At 37.1% G+C, this 19,205-nt stretch carries 15 protein-coding genes; 10 read left to right on the forward strand and 5 right to left on the reverse strand.

Features of this window, described 5'->3' with window-relative positions; genetic code table 11:
- The first annotated feature begins 10 nt into the window (after positions 1 to 10).
- Both CEP47_RS06155 and CEP47_RS06160 read left to right on the forward strand, forming a co-directional pair.
- A complete protein-coding gene (locus CEP47_RS06155; RefSeq protein ID WP_261920454.1) occupies positions 11 to 934 on the forward strand; it encodes a sterol desaturase family protein in 924 nt (307 codons plus the stop codon).
- Positions 931 to 2,142, forward strand: coding sequence for a cytochrome-c peroxidase (locus tag CEP47_RS06160; protein ID WP_261920453.1), 1,212 nt, complete (start codon positions 931 to 933; stop codon positions 2,140 to 2,142). The genes CEP47_RS06155 and CEP47_RS06160 overlap by 4 nt, the downstream gene beginning before the upstream one ends.
- A gap of 75 nt (positions 2,143 to 2,217) precedes the next feature.
- Here the strand turns inward: CEP47_RS06160 and asd are convergent, their stop codons facing one another.
- Complete coding sequence (asd, locus tag CEP47_RS06165) at positions 2,218 to 3,327, reverse strand: aspartate-semialdehyde dehydrogenase (RefSeq protein WP_261920452.1); 1,110 nt, start codon at positions 3,325 to 3,327, stop codon at positions 2,218 to 2,220.
- A gap of 401 nt (positions 3,328 to 3,728) precedes the next feature.
- On the opposite strand from asd, the gene ushA reads away from it, so the two are divergent.
- The 6 genes from ushA (at position 3,729) to eno (ending at position 12,367) form a co-directional block, all read left to right on the forward strand.
- The gene (ushA, locus tag CEP47_RS06170) at positions 3,729 to 5,402 is read left to right on the forward strand and encodes a bifunctional UDP-sugar hydrolase/5'-nucleotidase UshA (RefSeq protein ID WP_261920451.1); all 1,674 of its coding nucleotides are present in this window, start codon (positions 3,729 to 3,731) and stop codon (positions 5,400 to 5,402) included.
- A 206-nt stretch (positions 5,403 to 5,608) separates the two neighbouring features.
- On the forward strand, positions 5,609 to 8,233 hold the full coding sequence (gene alaS / locus CEP47_RS06175; RefSeq protein WP_261920450.1) for an alanine--tRNA ligase: 2,625 nt from the start codon (positions 5,609 to 5,611) through the stop codon (positions 8,231 to 8,233).
- A 78-nt stretch (positions 8,234 to 8,311) separates the two neighbouring features.
- Positions 8,312 to 8,509, forward strand: a complete 198-nt coding sequence (csrA, locus tag CEP47_RS06180) for a carbon storage regulator CsrA (RefSeq protein WP_261920449.1) — start codon at positions 8,312 to 8,314, stop codon at positions 8,507 to 8,509.
- A gap of 14 nt (positions 8,510 to 8,523) precedes the next feature.
- Positions 8,524 to 9,891 carry a phosphohexomutase domain-containing protein gene (locus tag CEP47_RS06185; protein WP_261920448.1) on the forward strand — a complete coding sequence of 456 codons (1,368 nt, stop codon included), beginning with the start codon at positions 8,524 to 8,526 and terminating at the stop codon, positions 9,889 to 9,891.
- Between the two features lie 71 nt (positions 9,892 to 9,962).
- Entirely contained in the window at positions 9,963 to 10,850 is an 888-nt protein-coding gene (gene galU, locus CEP47_RS06190; protein WP_265482613.1) for a UTP--glucose-1-phosphate uridylyltransferase GalU, read from the forward strand.
- Positions 10,851 to 11,062: 212 nt separating this feature from the next.
- A complete protein-coding gene (gene eno / locus CEP47_RS06195; protein WP_261920447.1) occupies positions 11,063 to 12,367 on the forward strand; it encodes a phosphopyruvate hydratase in 1,305 nt (434 codons plus the stop codon).
- A 100-nt stretch (positions 12,368 to 12,467) separates the two neighbouring features.
- Here eno and CEP47_RS06200 read toward each other — a convergent pair whose 3' ends face one another.
- From CEP47_RS06200 to CEP47_RS06215, 4 genes are all read right to left on the reverse strand, one after another.
- The gene (locus CEP47_RS06200; protein ID WP_275979944.1) at positions 12,468 to 13,733 is read right to left on the reverse strand and encodes a multifunctional CCA addition/repair protein; all 1,266 of its coding nucleotides are present in this window, start codon (positions 13,731 to 13,733) and stop codon (positions 12,468 to 12,470) included.
- Complete coding sequence (locus CEP47_RS06205) at positions 13,733 to 14,344, reverse strand: TIGR04211 family SH3 domain-containing protein (RefSeq protein WP_373463138.1); 612 nt, start codon at positions 14,342 to 14,344, stop codon at positions 13,733 to 13,735. The genes CEP47_RS06200 and CEP47_RS06205 overlap by 1 nt, the downstream gene beginning before the upstream one ends.
- A gap of 93 nt (positions 14,345 to 14,437) precedes the next feature.
- Positions 14,438 to 15,703, reverse strand: a complete 1,266-nt coding sequence (locus tag CEP47_RS06210) for an inorganic phosphate transporter (RefSeq protein WP_261920444.1) — start codon at positions 15,701 to 15,703, stop codon at positions 14,438 to 14,440.
- A 34-nt stretch (positions 15,704 to 15,737) separates the two neighbouring features.
- The gene (locus CEP47_RS06215) at positions 15,738 to 16,418 is read right to left on the reverse strand and encodes a TIGR00153 family protein (protein ID WP_261920443.1); all 681 of its coding nucleotides are present in this window, start codon (positions 16,416 to 16,418) and stop codon (positions 15,738 to 15,740) included.
- Positions 16,419 to 16,559: 141 nt separating this feature from the next.
- On the opposite strand from CEP47_RS06215, the gene CEP47_RS06220 reads away from it, so the two are divergent.
- Both CEP47_RS06220 and radA read left to right on the forward strand, forming a co-directional pair.
- Complete coding sequence (locus CEP47_RS06220; RefSeq protein ID WP_261920442.1) at positions 16,560 to 17,606, forward strand: CYTH domain-containing protein; 1,047 nt, start codon at positions 16,560 to 16,562, stop codon at positions 17,604 to 17,606.
- A gap of 20 nt (positions 17,607 to 17,626) precedes the next feature.
- Complete coding sequence (gene radA, locus CEP47_RS06225; protein ID WP_261920441.1) at positions 17,627 to 19,033, forward strand: DNA repair protein RadA; 1,407 nt, start codon at positions 17,627 to 17,629, stop codon at positions 19,031 to 19,033.
- Positions 19,034 to 19,205: the final 172 nt, after the last annotated feature.

Genomic DNA, 19,205 nt, shown 5'->3' on the forward strand with positions numbered 1-19,205 from the left:
GGAGCGAAAGATGATAATTATTGATGATTATTTATTAAACCCTGAACAACGACTGTATTGGGGCTATTTAGTGGCAGCATTGAGTATTGCAATACTCTATTATGTAGTCAGTCCTAAACCTAATAGCATTCAACTAAAAACTGTTTTCGGTAAAGCAAAAGCCTATTGGTTTCACCCTAGTGCTACCCTTGATTACCGCTATTTCATTGCCGTTTGGTTGATTAAAGTTTACCTATTATTACCCTTACTACTCTCAGCGGAAAGCGTAGCCTTATACGTTAATCTTGCACTGCAAAAATTACATAGTCCATTACATTTAGCTCTACCTAACTGGCTCATTACCCTGTTATATACCACCAGTTTATTTCTTACGAGTGAATTTACCCGTTATTGGTTGCATCGCTGGTTGCATACTGTGCCTTGGTTATGGCAATTCCATAAAGTACACCATAGTGCTGAAATTCTGACTCCTCTAACCTTTTATCGAGTTCACCCTTTTGAAAATTTTTTATTCGGACTACGTTATGCCTTAACTGTTGGTATCGTAACGGGTATATTCCTTTGGGGAGTTGGTTCAGGTTTAACCATCTATACTATCGGTGGTGCAAATATCTTTATTTGGTTAATGGCAATGTTAGGTGGTAATTTACGTCATTCCCATATTTATTTACGTTACCCTAAAGCCCTAGAACGCTGGTTTATTTCACCAGCACAGCACCAACTACATCACACTTACCAATTTGCTGCACGCAATTATGGTGGTTATCTCAGTATTTTTGATCGCCTCTTTAATACATTACAAACCAGTGAAAATATACAACAACCAACACAATTCGGTTTTCCTGAAAAAATGGCAAAACCCTATCGAGGTCTTATCGGCTTACTCAAACAACCTTTCATTGATTGTTGGCAATTATGGAAAAAGACAAAATGAAACAAAATTATGCTAGATTGATAGTGGTAGCATTATCTACCATTATTCAAGCCAATATCGCTTATGGGCAACCTCAAAATTCCATTCCACTCGTTGATAAAGCAACGCTGGGTGGTGAACTTTTTTTTGATCCCGACCTATCACTATATCAAAATCAAAGTTGTTCAACCTGCCACAGCCCAAAACACGCTTTTATTGATCCGAGAAAAAATCAAGCTAATGGTATAGCCTCTGAAGGCAGTGATGGGCATTCTTTTGGTAACCGTAATACACCAACGGCAAGCTATGCTCAATTTTCCCCACTTTTTCATTTTGACGAAAAAACAGGAGAATATGTCGGAGGGCAATTCTGGGACGGAAGGGCGATCGATCTTGCTGATCAAGCTGGTGGTCCACCACTTAACCCTGTTGAAATGGCTATGCCAAATAAAAATACTGTTATCGAACGTTTAAAAACGAAACCGTTTTACTACGAAAACTTTATTCATCTTTATGGAAAAAATGTTTGGGATACCGCAGAAAGTGCTTATTCTGCAATGGCTGATGCAATTTCTCAATACGAAAAAACTGATTTCTTTGCCCCTTTTGATGCAAAATATGACCGCTATTTGCGTGGTGAATATGAATTAACACTGTTAGAAGATCTCGGTAGAACACTCTTTTTCTCAAATAACAACCTGAAGTGTAAAGAATGCCATTCGTTAGATCAGCGTGAAGATCGTATAGGGGAAACTTTTACCAACTATCAATACCACAATATTGGCGTTCCATCTAATCCTGAACTAATTGCCTTAAATCATTTACCACCAGATTATAAAGATGCTGGACTTGCTGATAATCCTTATATCACAGACCCAGTAGAAAAAGAAAAACAACGGGGTAAATTTAAAGTTCCTTCACTACGTAACGTTGCGGTTACCGCACCTTATATGCACAATGGTGTTTTCAAAGATCTACGCACTGTTATTCTTTTTTATGATAGATATAACAATCCGCAAAACACGATCAATCCAGAAACAGGAAAACCTTGGCGGCAGCCTGAGTTTCCTAATACATTAAGCATTGATAAACTGTTAGCAAAAAAACTTAACGATCGGAAAATTGATGCACTAGTCGCTTTCCTTGAAACCTTAACTGATAAACGTTATGAACCTTTATTGGAGCAACAGAAAAAAGCAAAAGCGAGCGAAAAACAACCGATAAAATAAACTACCAAAATAAAAACCTTCTTACATTAAGAAGGTTTTTTATTTAAAAATCAAAGGGATTAAGTCACGCCTAACCTAATCAACAAGTTGTTTTAAAATTCTACGAATAGGCTCCGCCGCTCCCCATAAAAGTTGATCGCCAACAGTAAATGCAGCCAGATATTCTGCACCTAAATTCAATTTACGTAAACGACCAACTGGTACACTTAATGTTCCTGTAACTTTAGTTGGTGTTAATTCTTGTAAAGTCGCTTCTTTTTCATTTGGAATAACTTTCACCCATTCATTATGTGAAGCGAGGATCTGTTCAATCTCAGCAAGAGGAATATCTTTTTTTAATTTAATGGTAAATGCCTGACTATGGCAACGTAATGCCCCAATCCGTACACACAAACCATCAATTGGGATAGGATTTTCACTTAGACCAAGAATTTTATTGGTTTCTGCAAATCCTTTCCATTCTTCTTTGGTTTGACCACTGTCTAATAACTTATCAATCCACGGAATTAAACTGCCTGCAAGTGGTGCGCCAAAATTCTCACAAGGGAGATCTGTTCTCATTTTTTCCGTTACTTTACGTTCAATCTCAAGAATTGATGAAGCTGGGTTGGCTAAATCTGTTTTAACACTCGTTTCTAATTCGCCCATTTGTTTGAGTAGTTCTCGCATATTTTTTGCACCTGCACCACTCGCAGCTTGATAAGTTGCCACCGAAACCCATTCAACCAGATCACGTTCAAATAGACCACCTAATGCCATTAACATTAAACTCACGGTGCAGTTACCACCGACAAAGGTCTTAATGCCATTTTTTAAACCCTCACTAATCACTTGTTGATTAACTGGATCTAAAACAATAATAGCCTCTTTTTCCATACGTAATGCTGAAGCAGCATCAACCCAATAACCATTCCACCCTGTGGCTCTTAATTTAGGATAAATTTCATTGGTATAATCACCACCTTGACAGGTAACAATAATATCTTGCTGTTTTAAAGCCTCAATATCATACGCATTGAGTAGAATACCTGCATCTTTGCCAGAAAATGTAGGGGCTGGTTGCCCTGCTTGGGAGGTAGTAAAAAAAGTTGGAATAATTTTGGTAAAATCTTGCTCTTCTTGCATACGATCCATTAAAACTGAACCAACCATACCTCGCCAACCAACAAAACCGACTTTTTGCATAATGTTTTCCTTAATAAATAATAATAAATGTTGTGTTTACCTAAAATTTATCTAATTAATTACTCTATACGCTAATAAAAATCAATAAATTAGCAAAAATTTTTCTATTTTAATTAATAATGTTAAAAATCAACGCTATTTCAAATTCTAAAAATCACCAAATTAGCATTACAATGCCTTACTAAAAATAAAATAAATATTAAACGGAAAAGTCAACATAGCAATTTATCAACATTAACACCACACTTTTAATCTCATTATTTACATTTTCAATAAAATTTTAGAACTAGATCTCATTTTATTTTTGACAAAACTATTATAATAGTAAGCGATATAGTGATTCACTATAGACAACACAATATCTCCAATCCTGTAAATTCTCTTTCTAACGAGGTAACTTTATGAAAAAAAGTTTTTTTGCCAAGTCTGTATTAGCCACCCTATTATTATCTAGTCTTTTCGGCTGTGCTAGCCAGTCTGAAACCGCAGATCATTGGCAAGCAGGAAAAACTTACTATTTTTCCGTATTACATACTAACGATCACCACGGTCGCTTTTGGCAAAATAGCAATGGCGAATATGGTATGGCGGCAAGAAAAACTTTATTAGATCAAATGCGAGCTGATATTAAAGCGAAAGGCGGAACATCACTATTATTATCTGGTGGTGATATCAATACTGGCGTGCCTGAATCCGATCTACAACACGCAGAACCTGACTTTAAAGGAATGAACCTATTAGGTTATGATGCCATGGCTTTAGGTAATCATGAATTTGATAATCCTTTAGAAGTGTTACGTATGCAAGAACAATGGGCAAAATTCCCTCTTTTATCTGCAAATATCTATGATAAAAAAACAGGAAAACGACTATTCAAACCATACCAAATCTTTAATAAACAGGGATTAAAAATTGCGGTTATCGGCTTAACAACCGAAGATACTGCCAGAATAGGTAACCCTGAATATATCAGTGGGGTGGAATTTAGAGATCCAAAAGTAGAAGCCAAAAAAGTTATTGCTGAATTACGTGCGACTGAAAAACCTGACATCATTATCGCAAGCACTCATATGGGACATTATGAAGATGGAAAACATGGTATCAATGCACCGGGAGATGTTGCTTTAGCACGTTCATTACCAGAAGGATATCTAGATCTAATCGTTGGTGGACATTCCCAAGATCCTGTATGTATGGAAGCACCTAATGTAACCGATAAAAACTTTAAACCGGGTGATAAATGTATTCCTGATCAACAAAACGGTACTTGGATCGTACAAGCCCATGAATGGGGAAAATACGTTGGACGTGCTGACTTTGAATTTAAAGATGGTCAATTACGTCTCGTTAACTATGAATTAGTCCCAGTGAATTTAAAGAAAAAAGTTACCTTACCTGATGGCTCTAAAAAACAAGTCTTCATTCAAAATGAAATTAAACAAGATCCTAAAGTATTGAAATTCCTCACGCCTTATCAAGAGAAAGGGCAAGATAAACTCAATCTAAAAATTGCTGTATCTAACGGTAAATTAGAAGGCGATCGGCATGTTGTTCGTTTTCAACAAACTAACTTAGGACGTTTAATTGCAGCATCTCAAATGGAACGAGCCAATGCTGACTTTGGTATTATGAATTCAGGTGGTGTACGTGATTCTATTCCAGCTGGCAATATCACTTATAAAGATGTCCTCAAAGTACAACCTTTTGGCAATATCGTAGCCTATATGGAGATGAAAGGAAAAGATCTCAAAAAATATCTTGATATAGTCGCCAATAAACCTGTTGATTCAGGTGCTTATCCACAATTCTATAACATTTCAATGACGGTTAAAAATGGCAAAGTTTACAACGTTAAAATTGCAGGTAAACCATTACAAGCCAATAAAACCTATCGTTTCAGTATTCCTAGTTACAATGCCGCTGGTGGTGATGGTTATCCAAAAATCACCGATAAAGCAGGCTATGTGAATACAGGATTCGTAGATGCTGAAGTGTTAAAAGAATATTTACAAAAAAATAGCCCAATTGACGTCAATAAATTTGCACCAAAAGGGGAAATTGTTTATAAAAAATAAACAATTTTAAACCAAGATAAACGACTAAACGGTCATTAATCTCGTTAATGACCGTTTTCCTTTATTTTTAATCGGATAGTAAAAGCTCAAATCAGAAATAAACAAATTAAGGAAAATATTATAATCAGCATTCAACAACCGTAAAAAATATGCCAAAATACAAAGAATTTTGTCATTTATTTTAGAATATCAACTATAGGATAGATATGAAAACCACCGCAGAAATTAGACAAGCATATCTGGATTTCTTTCATAGCAAAGGACATCAAATTGTCGCAAGTAGTTCCCTTGTTCCTGAAAATGATCCAACATTATTATTTACTAATGCTGGTATGAACCAATTTAAAGATGTTTTTTTAGGGCAAGACAAACGTGCTTATCACCGTGCAACCACCGCACAACGTTGTGTACGTGCAGGTGGTAAACACAACGATTTAGAAAATGTCGGTTATACTGCACGGCATCATACTTTCTTTGAAATGCTTGGTAACTTTAGTTTTGGTGACTATTTTAAAAAAGAAGCTATTCATTATGCTTGGGAATTTCTTACTTCCCCACAATGGTTAGCTTTGCCAGCTGAAAAACTATGGATTACTGTTTATGAAACAGACGAAGAAGCCTATGATATTTGGCATAACCAAGTAGGCGTACCAGCCGAACGTATTGTACGGATTGGTGATAATAAAGGCGCACCTTACGCCTCAGATAATTTCTGGCAAATGGGAGATACTGGTCCTTGTGGTCCTTGTACCGAGATCTTTTACGATCATGGTGAACACATCTGGGGAGGACCACCGGGTTCTGCTGAAGAAGATGGCGATCGTTATATTGAGATCTGGAATGTCGTATTTATGCAATATAATCGTCTAGCAGATGGGACGATGGAACCATTGCCAAAACCATCTGTTGATACTGGAATGGGGTTAGAACGTATTAGTGCGGTATTACAACACGTCAATTCCAACTATGAAATCGATATTTTCAAAACTCTGATCGCTAAAACAGCAGAAATTACAGGTGAAAAAGATCTAAATAATAAATCATTGCGTGTAATCGCTGATCATATCCGCTCTTGTGCATATTTAATTGCCGATGGTGTGATTCCTTCCAATGAAGGGCGAGGTTATGTACTACGCCGTATCATTCGCCGTGCTGTACGACACGGTAATCTACTAGGTGCAAAAGAAACCTTCTTCTATAAATTAGTACCAACATTAATTGATGTTATGGCAAGTGCAGGAGAGGAGCTAAAAGCGAAACAACCTCAAATTGAAAAACTATTACGTTTAGAAGAAGAACAATTTGCTCGAACCTTAGAACGAGGTCTAGCCCTACTAGATAATACCCTTAATGAAATACAAGGTAATGTATTATCTGGCGAAATTGCATTTAAACTTTACGATACCTATGGTTTTCCATTAGATCTCACCGCTGATGTTTGCCGTGAACGCAATATCATCATTGATGAAGCGGGTTTTGATCGAGAAATGGAAGCACAACGTTTACGGGCACAATCAGCTAACCAATTTGGAATGGATTATAGCAATGTAATTCGTGTTGAAGGTTCAACCCGCTTTGAAGGCTATGAACAAGAACAAGCCGTAGCCACTGTTAGCGCTATTATTTATGAAAACAAAGAAGTTGACAGTATTTCCGCAGGGCAAAGTGCAATCATCATTTTAGAGAATACCCCATTTTATGCTGAATCTGGTGGCCAAATTGGAGATAGTGGTGTATTAAAAACCCCAAATTGCCTATTTAAAGTACTGGATACACAAAAATATGGGCAAGTATTTGGTCATATTGGTGAATTAGAACAAGGCAACTTAAAAGTTGGCGATCAAGTCAATGCAATTGTTGATTCGGCACGCCGTCATAATACATCATTAAACCACTCGGCAACCCACCTCTTACACGCTGCTCTACGCCAAATTTTAGGGGAACATGTTACCCAGAAAGGATCTCTGGTTTCTGATAAATTATTACGTTTTGACTTCTCTCAACCTGAGGCAATCAATAAAAGCCAATTAATTGAGATTGAACGCCTAGTCAACGCACAAATCCGTGCTAACTACCCAATTCAAACTGAAATTATGGAATTAGAAGCCGCTAAAGCAAAAGGAGCGATGGCATTATTTGGCGAAAAATATAGCGACAAGGTTCGAGTGTTATCAATGGGAGATTTCTCCATTGAGCTTTGTGGTGGTATTCATGCCAAACGGACTGGTGATATTGGTTTCTTTAAAATTGTTACTGAAAGTGCTGTTGCTGCGGGTATTCGCCGTATTGAAGCCGTAACAGGTGAACACGCCTTTAACCGAGTTATAGCTCAACAACAACTCTTAGAACAAAGTGCGGAACAATTAAAATCAGATGCGAATTCTCTTCCAGAGAAAATTCGACAATTACAAGAACGCAGTAAAAAACTGGAAAAATCATTACAGCAATTAAAAGAAAAAGCGATTTTACAAACAGGTGCTGATTTAGTGAAGCAAGCTGAACAGATCAAGGGAGTAAATGTTATCTTACAGCGTTTAGATGAAATTGATCCAAAATCGTTACGCACAATGGTTGATGATCTGAAAAACCAATTAGGCAGTGGTATCGTGATCTTCGCTTCAGTACAAGAAGACAAAGTTAGCCTGATTGTAGGTATCACTAAAGATTTAACCCAGAAAGTCAATGCGGGGGAATTAGTCAATTACTTAGCTCAACAAGTTGGAGGTAAAGGGGGTGGTCGTCCAGATATGGCAATGGCTGGCGGCTCTCAACCTGAAAATCTTGATACAGCCCTAACTCAAGCTAAAACTTGGTTACTAGAAAAATTATAAAAGCAATCATAACGCTCATTTAGAATGGGCGTTATTTTTGTTCAATTTGTTTTACCTCAAACAGAAAGGAAGAGGGTTATGCTAATCTTAACTCGAAAAATAGGTGAAAAACTACGTATCAGTGATGATATCGCTATCACCATCTTAAATATTCGGGGGAATCAAGTAAAAATTGGCGTTGAAGCCCCTGAAAATATACCTGTTCATCGTGAAGAAATTTATAATCTAATCCAACAGACTACTGATAATCAGCAGGACAATAACCAGAATCGTTAATTTAAGGGTGATGTATGGACACAATAACTTGTTTTAAAGCGTATGATATTCGTGGGCGTCTAGGTGATGAACTCAATCCAGATATAGCCTATCGCATTGGACGTGCTTTTGGGCAATACTTACAACCTAAAACTATTGTCATTGGTGGTGATGTCCGCCTTAGCAGTAAAGAACTCAAAACTGCAGTAACAAATGGACTTTTAGATTCTGGTGTTGATGTCATTGATCTTGGGTTAACGGGGACAGAAGAAGTCTATTTTGCAACCTCTTTTTTACAAACAGACGGCGGAATTGAAGTAACTGCTAGCCATAATCCGATGGATTACAATGGATTAAAATTAGTGCGTCAAGGTTCTCGCCCAATCAGTAGTGAAACAGGGTTAAAACAAATTAAACAGCTAGCAGAAGAAAATAACTTTCCACCAGTCACACAGCGAGGAACATACCAACAACGTTCTGTTGTGGAAGAATATATTACCCATATCCTTTCATATATCGATCTGGCTAAACTTAAACCGCTAAAATTAGTTATTAATAGTGGCAACGGTGCGGCTGGTCCAATTATTGATAAAATTGAGACTCGCTTTAAACACCACCAAATTCCAGTGGAATTTATCAAAGTACATAATCAGCCTGATGGCACCTTCCCTCACGGTATTCCAAATCCAATCTTACCTGAAAATCGACAAGATACGATTGATGCCGTATTAAAACACCAAGCAGATATGGGGATCGCTTTTGATGGCGACTTTGATCGTTGTTTCTTATTCGACCAAAATGGAAAATTTATTGAAGGCTATTATATCGTTGGCTTACTAGCACAAGCCTTTCTCAATAAAACTCCAAAAGCAAAGATCATCTATGATCCTCGTTTAATTTGGAATACTGAACAAATTGTTGCTGACAACGGTGGTACAGCCATTATGTCAAAATCAGGACACTCTTTTATCAAAGAAAAAATGCGTGAAGTCGATGCTATCTATGGTGGTGAAATGAGTGCTCATCACTATTTCCGTGATTTTTTCTATTGTGATAGTGGTATGATCCCTTGGTTGTTGGTTACAGAATTACTTTGTACCACGGGAAAAACACTAGGTGAATTAGTTGATCAAAGCCAAGCACAATATCCTTCACCCGGTGAAATTAATAGCAAATTAAGCGATGCTAAAAGTGCTATTGAGAGAGTAAAAACCGCTTTTGCACCACAAGCCATTAAACTAGATCAGATTGATGGTATTAGTCTTGAGTTTGAAGATTGGCGCTTTAATTTACGTAGTTCAAATACAGAGCCTGTTGTACGCCTTAATCTCGAAACTCGAGGTAATCAACAACTTATGGCAGAAAAAACCGCCGAAATTTTAACAATCTTACGCCAAGAATAGGGTGCTTTCAGTTGGGGTTATATAACCCCACTTCATTTTTATTTATCCCTCAAAATATAAAAGGATTAATGATGAAAACAATTATTCCAGTCGCTGGTCTTGGTACTCGTATGTTACCAGCAACTAAAGCTATTCCAAAAGAAATGCTTACCGTCGTAGATAAACCTCTCATTCAATATGTCGTCAATGAATGTATTGCAGCTGGGGTTAAAGAAATTGTTTTAGTAACACACTCATCAAAAAATGCAATCGAAAACCACTTTGATACTTCTTTTGAATTAGAAACGATGCTAGAAAAACGTGTAAAACGTCAATTACTAGAAGAAGTACGTTCAATTTGCCCTAAAGATGTTACGATTATGCACGTTCGTCAAGGGAATGCAAAAGGATTAGGCCACGCCGTATTATGCGGGAAAGCGATTGTTGGAAATGAACCTTTTGCAGTCGTTCTTCCCGATGTGATGTTAGCTGATTTTAGTGCAGATCAAAAAACTGAAAATCTCGCTGCAATGATTAAACGTTTTCAGCAAACTCAAACAAGCCAAATTATGGTTGCACCAGTACAACAAGATGAAGTAAGTAATTATGGTATTGTCGATTGTAATGGCACAGATCTCACTCAACATGAGACAGCTATCATCAATAATATTATTGAAAAACCAGCCCCTGAAAAAGCACCTTCAAATTATGCCGTAGTTGGACGTTATGTTTTCTCACCCAAAATCTGGGATTTACTCGCTAAAACCCCTGTTGGTGTTGGTGATGAAATTCAACTCACTGATGCCATTGATATGCTGATTGCCCAAGAACAAGTTGAAGCTTTTGTAATGAAAGGAAAAACTTTTGATTGTGGTGATAAGATTGGTTATATCAAAGCTTTTATTGAATACGCTATTCACCATGAAAAATTGGCAGAAAGTGTTAAACAATATGTCAAAGAGTTAGCAAAAACATTATAAAATAGAAAACAATTTCCCTAACTAACCTTGTTTAAGCATATATAAAGATGAATAACTAAATTGAATTAAAAGCCTACAAACCGTATAGGAATAGTGCTTAGGATCAACTTAACTGCATTTTTTGCAAGACAAATAAGGGAAATAGTTTTAATATTATCAAGTTACAAACTTCAACTTTTTAAGACTAAACTTTAATAATAGAGGAAAATACAATGGCTAAAATTGTAAAAATCATTGGTCGTGAAATCATTGATTCTCGTGGTAACCCAACCGTTGAAGCAGAAGTACACTTAGAAGGTGGTTTCGTTGGTTTAGCAGCGGCTCCATCTGGTGCATCAACTGGTTCCCGTGAAGCACTAGAACTGCGTGATGGCGATAAAACCCGTTTCTTAGGTAAAGGGGTTTTAAAAGCTGTTGAAGCAGTAAATGGCCCGATTGCTCAAGCATTAATTGGTAAAGATGCATCAAAGCAAGCTGAAATCGATCAAATTATGATTGATCTAGATGGTACCGAAAACAAATCTAACTTTGGTGCAAATGCAATTTTAGCAGTATCTCTTGCTAACGCAAAAGCGGCAGCTGCCTCTAAAGGTATGCCACTTTACGCTTGGATTGCAGAACTCAACGGAACAGCAGGTCAATTCTCAATGCCATTACCAATGATGAACATTATTAATGGTGGAGAACACGCAGATAATAACGTAGATATTCAAGAATTTATGATCCAACCGGTTGGTGCAAAAAACTTACGTGAAGCCTTACGTATCGGTGCGGAAGTATTCCATAACTTAGCCAAAGTATTAAAAGCAAAAGGCTTAAACACTGCAGTTGGTGATGAAGGTGGTTTTGCTCCTAACTTAAAATCAAATGCAGAAGCGCTTGCTTGCATCAAAGAAGCAGTTGAAAAAGCAGGTTATCAACTAGGTAAAGATGTAACTTTAGCGATGGACTGTGCATCATCTGAATTCTATAACAAAGAAACAGGTATGTATGAAATGAAAGGTGAAGGTAAATCATTCACTTCTCAAGAATTTACCCACTACTTAGAAGAACTTTGCAAAGAATATCCAATCGTTTCTATTGAAGATGGTCAAGATGAATCAGACTGGGAAGGTTTTGCATATCAAACTAAAGTATTAGGTGATAAAGTCCAATTAGTTGGTGATGATCTCTTCGTAACTAACACTAAAATCTTAAAAGAAGGTATCGAAAAAGGGATCGCAAACTCTATCCTAATTAAATTTAATCAAATCGGTACACTAACTGAAACTCTAGCAGCAATTAAAATGGCAAAAGATGCAGGTTATACTGCAGTAATCTCACACCGTTCGGGTGAAACAGAAGATGCCACTATTGCAGATTTAGCAGTGGGTACAGCGGCAGGTCAAATTAAAACAGGTTCAATGAGTCGTTCTGACCGTATCGCAAAATACAACCAATTAATCCGTATTGAAGAAGCATTAGGTAGTGAAAAAGCACCTTTCTTAGGCTTAAAAGCTGTGAAAGGTCAAGCTTAGAAATATAATTTGTCATCCAGACTACTAAGTAAAAACGGTTTGAAATATCAAACCGTTTTTTTATTTTAAAGAGTAAAATCTTCCGATTATAGTATTCTGATTAAATTGATGGGATTAAATGATCCATATATTGTTTCACTAATTGTACACGCCGCCGAAATAATTCTTCTCGAATAGCGTGTTGCTGAAAACCTGCCGCAATAATATCTTGCACTTTTACGGTCTGAGCGATATCAAATAACTTAGAAAGATACTCAACATTCGGATAATCTTTTACTTCGCTCTCTGATCGACTTTGAAACTCAGCCATCGCCACTAAACTCAGTTGAAATAAACGTTGTGGTTTCCGCCATAAATCAAGTTGATCGAATAACTCTACCACCGTTTGTGCTTTTAACTCAAATGCACACTGAAAATAGCGGTAAAATTCGGCTGCTAATAAAGCAAACTGTTGATAAGCTTTTGCGACTTTCAACTGCTGACATAACTGTTTAATCGCCTTAATACCTAGCATTTCATCTGTATAATGATGAGAAAAATTATTCTTTTCTCCTATTCCCTTGCCAAAATGATGGCACAATGCGGCAAAACAGATCATAGAACGTTGTTGTGGATCTAATCCACTGGTTAATTTAGCGGCTTGTTCTAACACCAATAAACTATGCGTCCCAATATTTTTCTCTAATGGCTGTTGTGGATTAGTTTTTTCAAATAAAGCAAATAATGGTGGAAAAAGTACTGACAATGCTCCAATCTGATTGAGTACCTGAAAATAAATTTGAGGATTTTCACCTTTTAATGCTTTTTCAGTTTCTAACCAAACCCGTTCAGGTGTTAAATAAGTTAACTCCCCTGATTGCACCATTTTCTGCATTAATTCAAGGGTTTCTTCAGCAATATGAAAACCTAAAGTTGCAAAACGAGCAGCAAAGCGAGCAACCCGTAACACCCGCAATGGATCTTCAGCAAAAGCAGGTGAAATATGACGAAGCAACCGTTGTTCTAAATCTCGCCGACCGAGATAAGGATCTTGTAATTGCCCTTGCGGATCAAGTGCCATTGCATTTATCGTCAAATCTCGCCGAGCTAAATCTTGTTCTAAGGTAATTTCAGGAGAAAAATCACAATAAAAGCCTCCATAGCCATGACCATTTTTGCGCTCCATTCTTGCCAAAGCATATTCTTCCCCTGAAACAGGGTGAAGAAAAACAGGAAAATCCCTCCCAACCTGTTTAAAACCTTGTTGCTTTAATTCATTTGGCGTTGAACCAACTACCACCCAATCTCGATCTTTAATCTCAAGTCCAAGTAACTGATCCCGAACTGCACCACCTACAAGGTAACATTTTAAAGAAGGCATTATCATTACCACTGATCACGGCGACGGCGACGTGGAATAATCACAGGTAAAATTAAACCTAACAGTAAACCACCACCTAATACCGCACCACCATAAACAAACCATCGAATTACCAATTCTTGTTTTTCTGAATCCACAATCGCCTCTAAATCTCGATTCTGATTTTTTAAAGTATCTAATTGGCGTTTAAGTAATGCATTTTGCTCTAATAATTCACCACTTTGCTGTTCAGCTTGCGTCATACGGCGTTGAATTTCCGCCACCCGTTGCTGCCAATCTGAATCTAAACGGTTTAACTTTAATGTTAATTCTTGGATCTGTTGTTGGGCTGCAAGATATTGATTTTTACTGCTAGGTGTTGAACTTAAATCACTTAATAAAATCCAACCTTCACGCTTTCTACTATCTTGAATCAATGCATATTTCTCTTTTTGTGAAAGTACTGTTACAGGCTCACCCGCTTTAATCAGCCCTGATATACGATACTGATCTCCCGGTCCTTTACGCAAGAAAGTACTTAAATTCTCACTGATATAGCGTGTCTCATCAGCGTGAACGACAGAAACTGGTATTAAACTCAACAAGAAAACTAAACAAACACTAAAATAAGATTTCAACATAGCTATTCCAAAATTATGATAATAAAAAATGCGGATAGTTGTTAATTATAAACTATCCGCACTTTAGAAATATACTATTAATCTAGACGATTATGCACCAAAGAAACAGCGTAAGATATAATAAAAGATAATCGCAAATACTGCTCCAGCTGGTAAAGTAACCACCCAAGATGAAATAATATTCCGAATAACGGTTAAATTTAATGCGGCAATACCACGAGCAAATCCAACCCCTAACACAGCACCAACTAAAGTCTGAGTTGTTGAGATTGGTAAGCCTGTTCCTGATGCAATCACCACTGTTGTTGCTGCCGCAAATTGTGCTGAAAAACCACGGCTAGGGGTCAAATCAGTAATCCCTGTTCCAATCGTTCCCATCACTTTATAACCCATAATAGCTAAACCAAGGACGATACCTAAAGCACCTAAAGGTAAAATCCACCACGCTAACATCGTTTTACTCGTGATCACACCACCATGCTCAACAATAGATACAACTGCGGATAAAGGACCAATTGCATTTGCAACGTCATTTGACCCATGAGCAAATGCCATCGCACAAGCGGTAATTAACATTAAAACGTTAAATACTTTTTCAACACTACCGAAAGAATGGGTATCAGAACTTTGCTGAAATCTATCACTACGCAAATATCCCCAGCAAAGAATTGCAGCAGCCAAACTTATGCCAAGAGAAATTAATAATGTTTCAGTACCCGTTAAATTCAATCCGACGTGTTTTAGGCCTTTTTTGATTGTAACAATACTAATAATAAATAGGGTTAACCCCATATAAAAAGGTGCATATTTTTTAGCATTCAATGAAGGTGTTTCAGTGTCAAAAATCAGTTTTTGTGTGCTGATAAAAATACTATAAGCAATAAAACCTGCAATAACAGGTGTAATAAACCAGCTTCCAACAATACTACCAACACTGCCCCAATCAACAGCATAGACACCGACAGTTACACAAGCAAAGCCAATTAATGCGCCAATAATAGAGTGTGTTGTTGAAACTGGCCACCCCATTTTTGAAGCTATTAGTAACCATATCCCCGCTGAAAGTAAAGATGACATCATACCTAATACTAATGTATCTGGTTGACTACTAAATAATGAAGGATCAACAACACTATTTTTTATAGTTTCAGTAACTTCCCCTCCTACTAGGTAAGCACCAGCAAATTCAAAGATAATCGCAATAATAATCGCTTGTTTAGTGGTAATAGCTCCTGAACCAACAGAGGTTCCCATCGCATTGGAGACATCATTCGCTCCAATTCCAAAAGCCATTAATAAACCAAAAAAAGCGGTTACCAGCACTAGGATAGTGCCGTATTGACTAATAATATCCATTGTAAATTCCTATTAAAATTTAAATTAATACGGATTATGAACGAGCCAACATTAACTCAATGCGTGAACCTACACGTTGAGCCTGATCGGCTAAAACGCCAACCCATTCAATAATTTTATAAAGGAAGATAATATCGATAGGATTATAAGATGATTCTAAAAGTAATAAAGCACGACGTAATTTGATCTGCATTTGATCGGTATCGTCCTCAATTTTATCCAATTCGTTAATCATTGTATTAACAAAATTAACTTCTCGCCCCTTAAAGCCTGTTTCAAGTAATTGATCCATTTCATCAATCACTTTACGTGCTTGATCAGAAGCATCTAAACTACGACGAACATAGAGAAGAAAGTCTTGTTGCATACTTTCAGGCACTTTTAAACGGCGACCAATTACCCGTCCTGCAATATCCTTAGCATAATTAGCTAATTTATCTAATTGTGTAACTAACTCCAATAAGTCAGTACGCTCAACAGGCATAAATAGCCCACGAGGTAATTTCAAACGAATCTCTCTTTTTAAAAGATCGGCTTGTTTTTCAATCTCAGAAATACTATTTCGCAACTGTTCGGCTTTTTCCCAATCGTCAGAATAACTCGCTTCAAAAAACGGAATTAATAACTCACAAGCCTCATTGACTTTATTTGAGTGTTTTTGTAACGGTTTTAATGGAGATTGAGCAAATAACCCAAAAATGTTGTTCATTGCCATAGTAATTTTCCTCTTATTTACGGTTATTAAAAGGCAGGCAAATATTACCCTATGTAACAACAAAGTTCACGACTAAATACACAAAATTTACTATTTTTTTGATACAGTATAGGTATTCCAAACCGCTTTTGGAGGTTTAAGATGAAAAATGAGATAGAAATTAAGCTTTTAGTGAATCAAACATTCGCTAACTTCTTTAATCAAAAAATCAATAATTACCAAATTTTACAATGCCATCAGCATCAATTAGACAATTGCTATTATGACACGCACGATCATCTTTTTTCTCAACTTCGTAGTGGATTACGTGTTAGAAAAGAAAATCAACAATTTATAATGACCTTAAAAACTGCGGGCAGTACAACTGGTGGGTTACATATTCGTCCTGAATATAATGTTCATTTAGCAACAGCAGAACCAGATCTGGCTTTGCTACAACAATTTGCAGAGTTACAACTACCACGCCCACTTTCTGTCTTACAAACTGAGTTACAACCTATTTTTCGTACTGATTTTACCCGACATAGCTGGCTATTAGAATTGGAAAATGGCAGTAAAATTGAAGTGGCTCTTGATCAAGGGATAATTAGTGCTAAACAACAACAGATTGAAATTAAGGAAATTGAATTTGAATTACAACAAGGTTGTATCAACGATTTACTCACTTTTATCCAACATTTACCGTTGATTGATGGAATTAGACTAAGTGCAATTAGTAAAGCAGAACGTGGCTATTTGCTAGCAGGAATTGGAGAAAAAAGAACATTCAATTTTACCACTCAATGGCAACATCTCTGCAAACATATCCCACGGGATTTCACTTTTATTACCTCCCTGTTTGAATATGAACAGCAATTAAGTGAATACACGGCTAATTTAGTCCCTGTTGATTTTATTAACAAACCGCAAGAAACCCAACAGCTGCTGAACGCTTTTTATCAGCTTTATCAGTTAGATTTACAACAATTATCTCTCCTAGATAGTATTGCTACTCAAAACAATTTTGAAACGATTAATCAGTTATTTGAATCTAATCAACGTCTATATAGCAACCTACAACAATTAATCAAGTATTATCAACTTGAGCAAAACAATGTGCTTGTAATCCAACGCTTACAAGCTATTTTCCATCAAGCTCGGTATGTTATTCGTAATATCAATTGGCTTAAATTATTACACCAATCATAAAAGAAGGGATACCCAAAATTATGGCTAAAAATAAAGTAAGTTACGTCTGTTCTTCTTGTGGTTATGATACCGCTCGTTGGCTTGGACAATGCCCTGCCTGTAAAGAATGGAATACTATTACTGAATTTAAACCTGCCACCATTTCTAAAACAAGTGCAAGCCTACAACGCTCTACTGGGGGCGGTTATGCAGGGAGTACAACAGGAAAAGGGGCAAGAAAACTCAATGATGTGATCATTGAAGAAGCGAAAAGAGTCAGTACAGGGCAAGCAGAGTTTGATCGTGTGCTAGGCGGAGGAATTACACTCGGCTCAGTTGTACTTGCCTCTGGTGATCCGGGAGCTGGAAAAACAACACTGCTTACTCAAATTGCCGCCTATATGAGTTACTTAATGCCAACAATGTATGTAACAGCGGAAGAAAGTCTATCACAATGGAAAAAACGTGCTTTAGAACGTCTCAATCTTAACTTTAATGATGACAATTTCTGGCTTGATGATACTGATTGTGTTGAAGATATTCTCACCAGTGTAAAAGAAAAAGGGATCAAACTCCTTATAGCCGACTCAATTCAAGCCTTTGAATCTAGCGAAGTCGAAGGATCAGCGGGAGGAATCACTCAAGTTAAGGCATGTGCTAAAATTCTCAATCGACTATGTAAAACCTATGGCGTAACATTAATTTTAGTGGGACAGGTTAATAAAAACTCTCAAATGGCAGGCCCTCAGGTACTCAAACATATTATCGACACGGCGGTACATATTGATGTTACTGAAGGGAGTGTACGTCTCTTACGCTCAGACAAAAACCGCTTTGGAGATACAGATCAAGTGGGTGTCTTTCAAATGACAGGAAAGCGTGGCATGGTATCTGTTACTAACCCAAGCCGTCTTTTTCTTTCTGGTAGTGATGAAAAATTTAGCGGTTCTGCAGTCTGTGTTATTAAAGATGGCGCAAGAAACCTATTAGTTGAAATTCAAGCCTTGGTTACTGAAGTAGAGGGTGAAAAAGCGATGCGAAACTGTATTGGCATCGCTTACAATCGCCTTAATCTGATCACTCAAGTGCTGAAAAAACACGGAGGTATTCGTACCTTCTATGATATTAATGTTGGCTTAGTTGGTGGACTAAAACTTAACGAGACTGAAACCTCAACCGATCTTGCCGTTGCCGCCGCACTGATTAGCTCAATCAATGATACCCCAGTCCCTGATGATAGTGTCTTTATCGGTGAAATCGCTTTAACGGGGGAAATTCGCCAAGTGCAAGGGGGCATTTCAAGAGTGAAAGAAGCTTTAAATCACGGAAAAAAAATCATTTACCTACCGAAAGCTAACTACTGCAAAGAAATGGTGGAGGCTTGTACCGAAGGGCAACGCCTCATTCCAGTAAAAAACATACGAGAATTAATCGAATCTTTAAGTTAAAAAACTTGATTCACAATTACAAGGTGCTTCGGCACCTTTTTATTCGACTAACTATCCTCTATCGTTACCACAACAATTTCTCTACAAAGACCATTCAACTGAAAATAAAAACTCAAGAGCATTTTTCGGTCTAGCTTAAAAATAAAGCTCAAATAATCAACATTTTTTCTAT

The organism is Mergibacter septicus, assembly GCF_003265225.1.
GTDB lineage: Bacteria > Pseudomonadota > Gammaproteobacteria > Enterobacterales > Pasteurellaceae > Mergibacter > Mergibacter septicus.

Bases quoted from the DNA above. Each gene is read 5' to 3' on its own strand.
- CEP47_RS06155 (WP_261920454.1), top strand. From the start codon at position 11: ATGATAATTATTGATGATTATTTATTAAACCCTGAACAACGACTGTAT.
- CEP47_RS06160 (WP_261920453.1), top strand. From the start codon at position 931: ATGAAACAAAATTATGCTAGATTGATAGTGGTAGCATTATCTACCATT.
- asd (WP_261920452.1), bottom strand. From the start codon at position 3,327: ATGCAAAAAGTCGGTTTTGTTGGTTGGCGAGGTATGGTTGGTTCAGTT.
- ushA (WP_261920451.1), top strand. From the start codon at position 3,729: ATGAAAAAAAGTTTTTTTGCCAAGTCTGTATTAGCCACCCTATTATTA.
- alaS (WP_261920450.1), top strand. From the start codon at position 5,609: ATGAAAACCACCGCAGAAATTAGACAAGCATATCTGGATTTCTTTCAT.
- csrA (WP_261920449.1), top strand. From the start codon at position 8,312: ATGCTAATCTTAACTCGAAAAATAGGTGAAAAACTACGTATCAGTGAT.
- CEP47_RS06185 (WP_261920448.1), top strand. From the start codon at position 8,524: ATGGACACAATAACTTGTTTTAAAGCGTATGATATTCGTGGGCGTCTA.
- galU (WP_265482613.1), top strand. From the start codon at position 9,963: ATGAAAACAATTATTCCAGTCGCTGGTCTTGGTACTCGTATGTTACCA.
- eno (WP_261920447.1), top strand. From the start codon at position 11,063: ATGGCTAAAATTGTAAAAATCATTGGTCGTGAAATCATTGATTCTCGT.
- CEP47_RS06200 (WP_275979944.1), bottom strand. From the start codon at position 13,733: ATGATAATGCCTTCTTTAAAATGTTACCTTGTAGGTGGTGCAGTTCGG.
- CEP47_RS06210 (WP_261920444.1), bottom strand. From the start codon at position 15,703: ATGGATATTATTAGTCAATACGGCACTATCCTAGTGCTGGTAACCGCT.
- CEP47_RS06215 (WP_261920443.1), bottom strand. From the start codon at position 16,418: ATGGCAATGAACAACATTTTTGGGTTATTTGCTCAATCTCCATTAAAA.
- CEP47_RS06220 (WP_261920442.1), top strand. From the start codon at position 16,560: ATGAAAAATGAGATAGAAATTAAGCTTTTAGTGAATCAAACATTCGCT.
- radA (WP_261920441.1), top strand. From the start codon at position 17,627: ATGGCTAAAAATAAAGTAAGTTACGTCTGTTCTTCTTGTGGTTATGAT.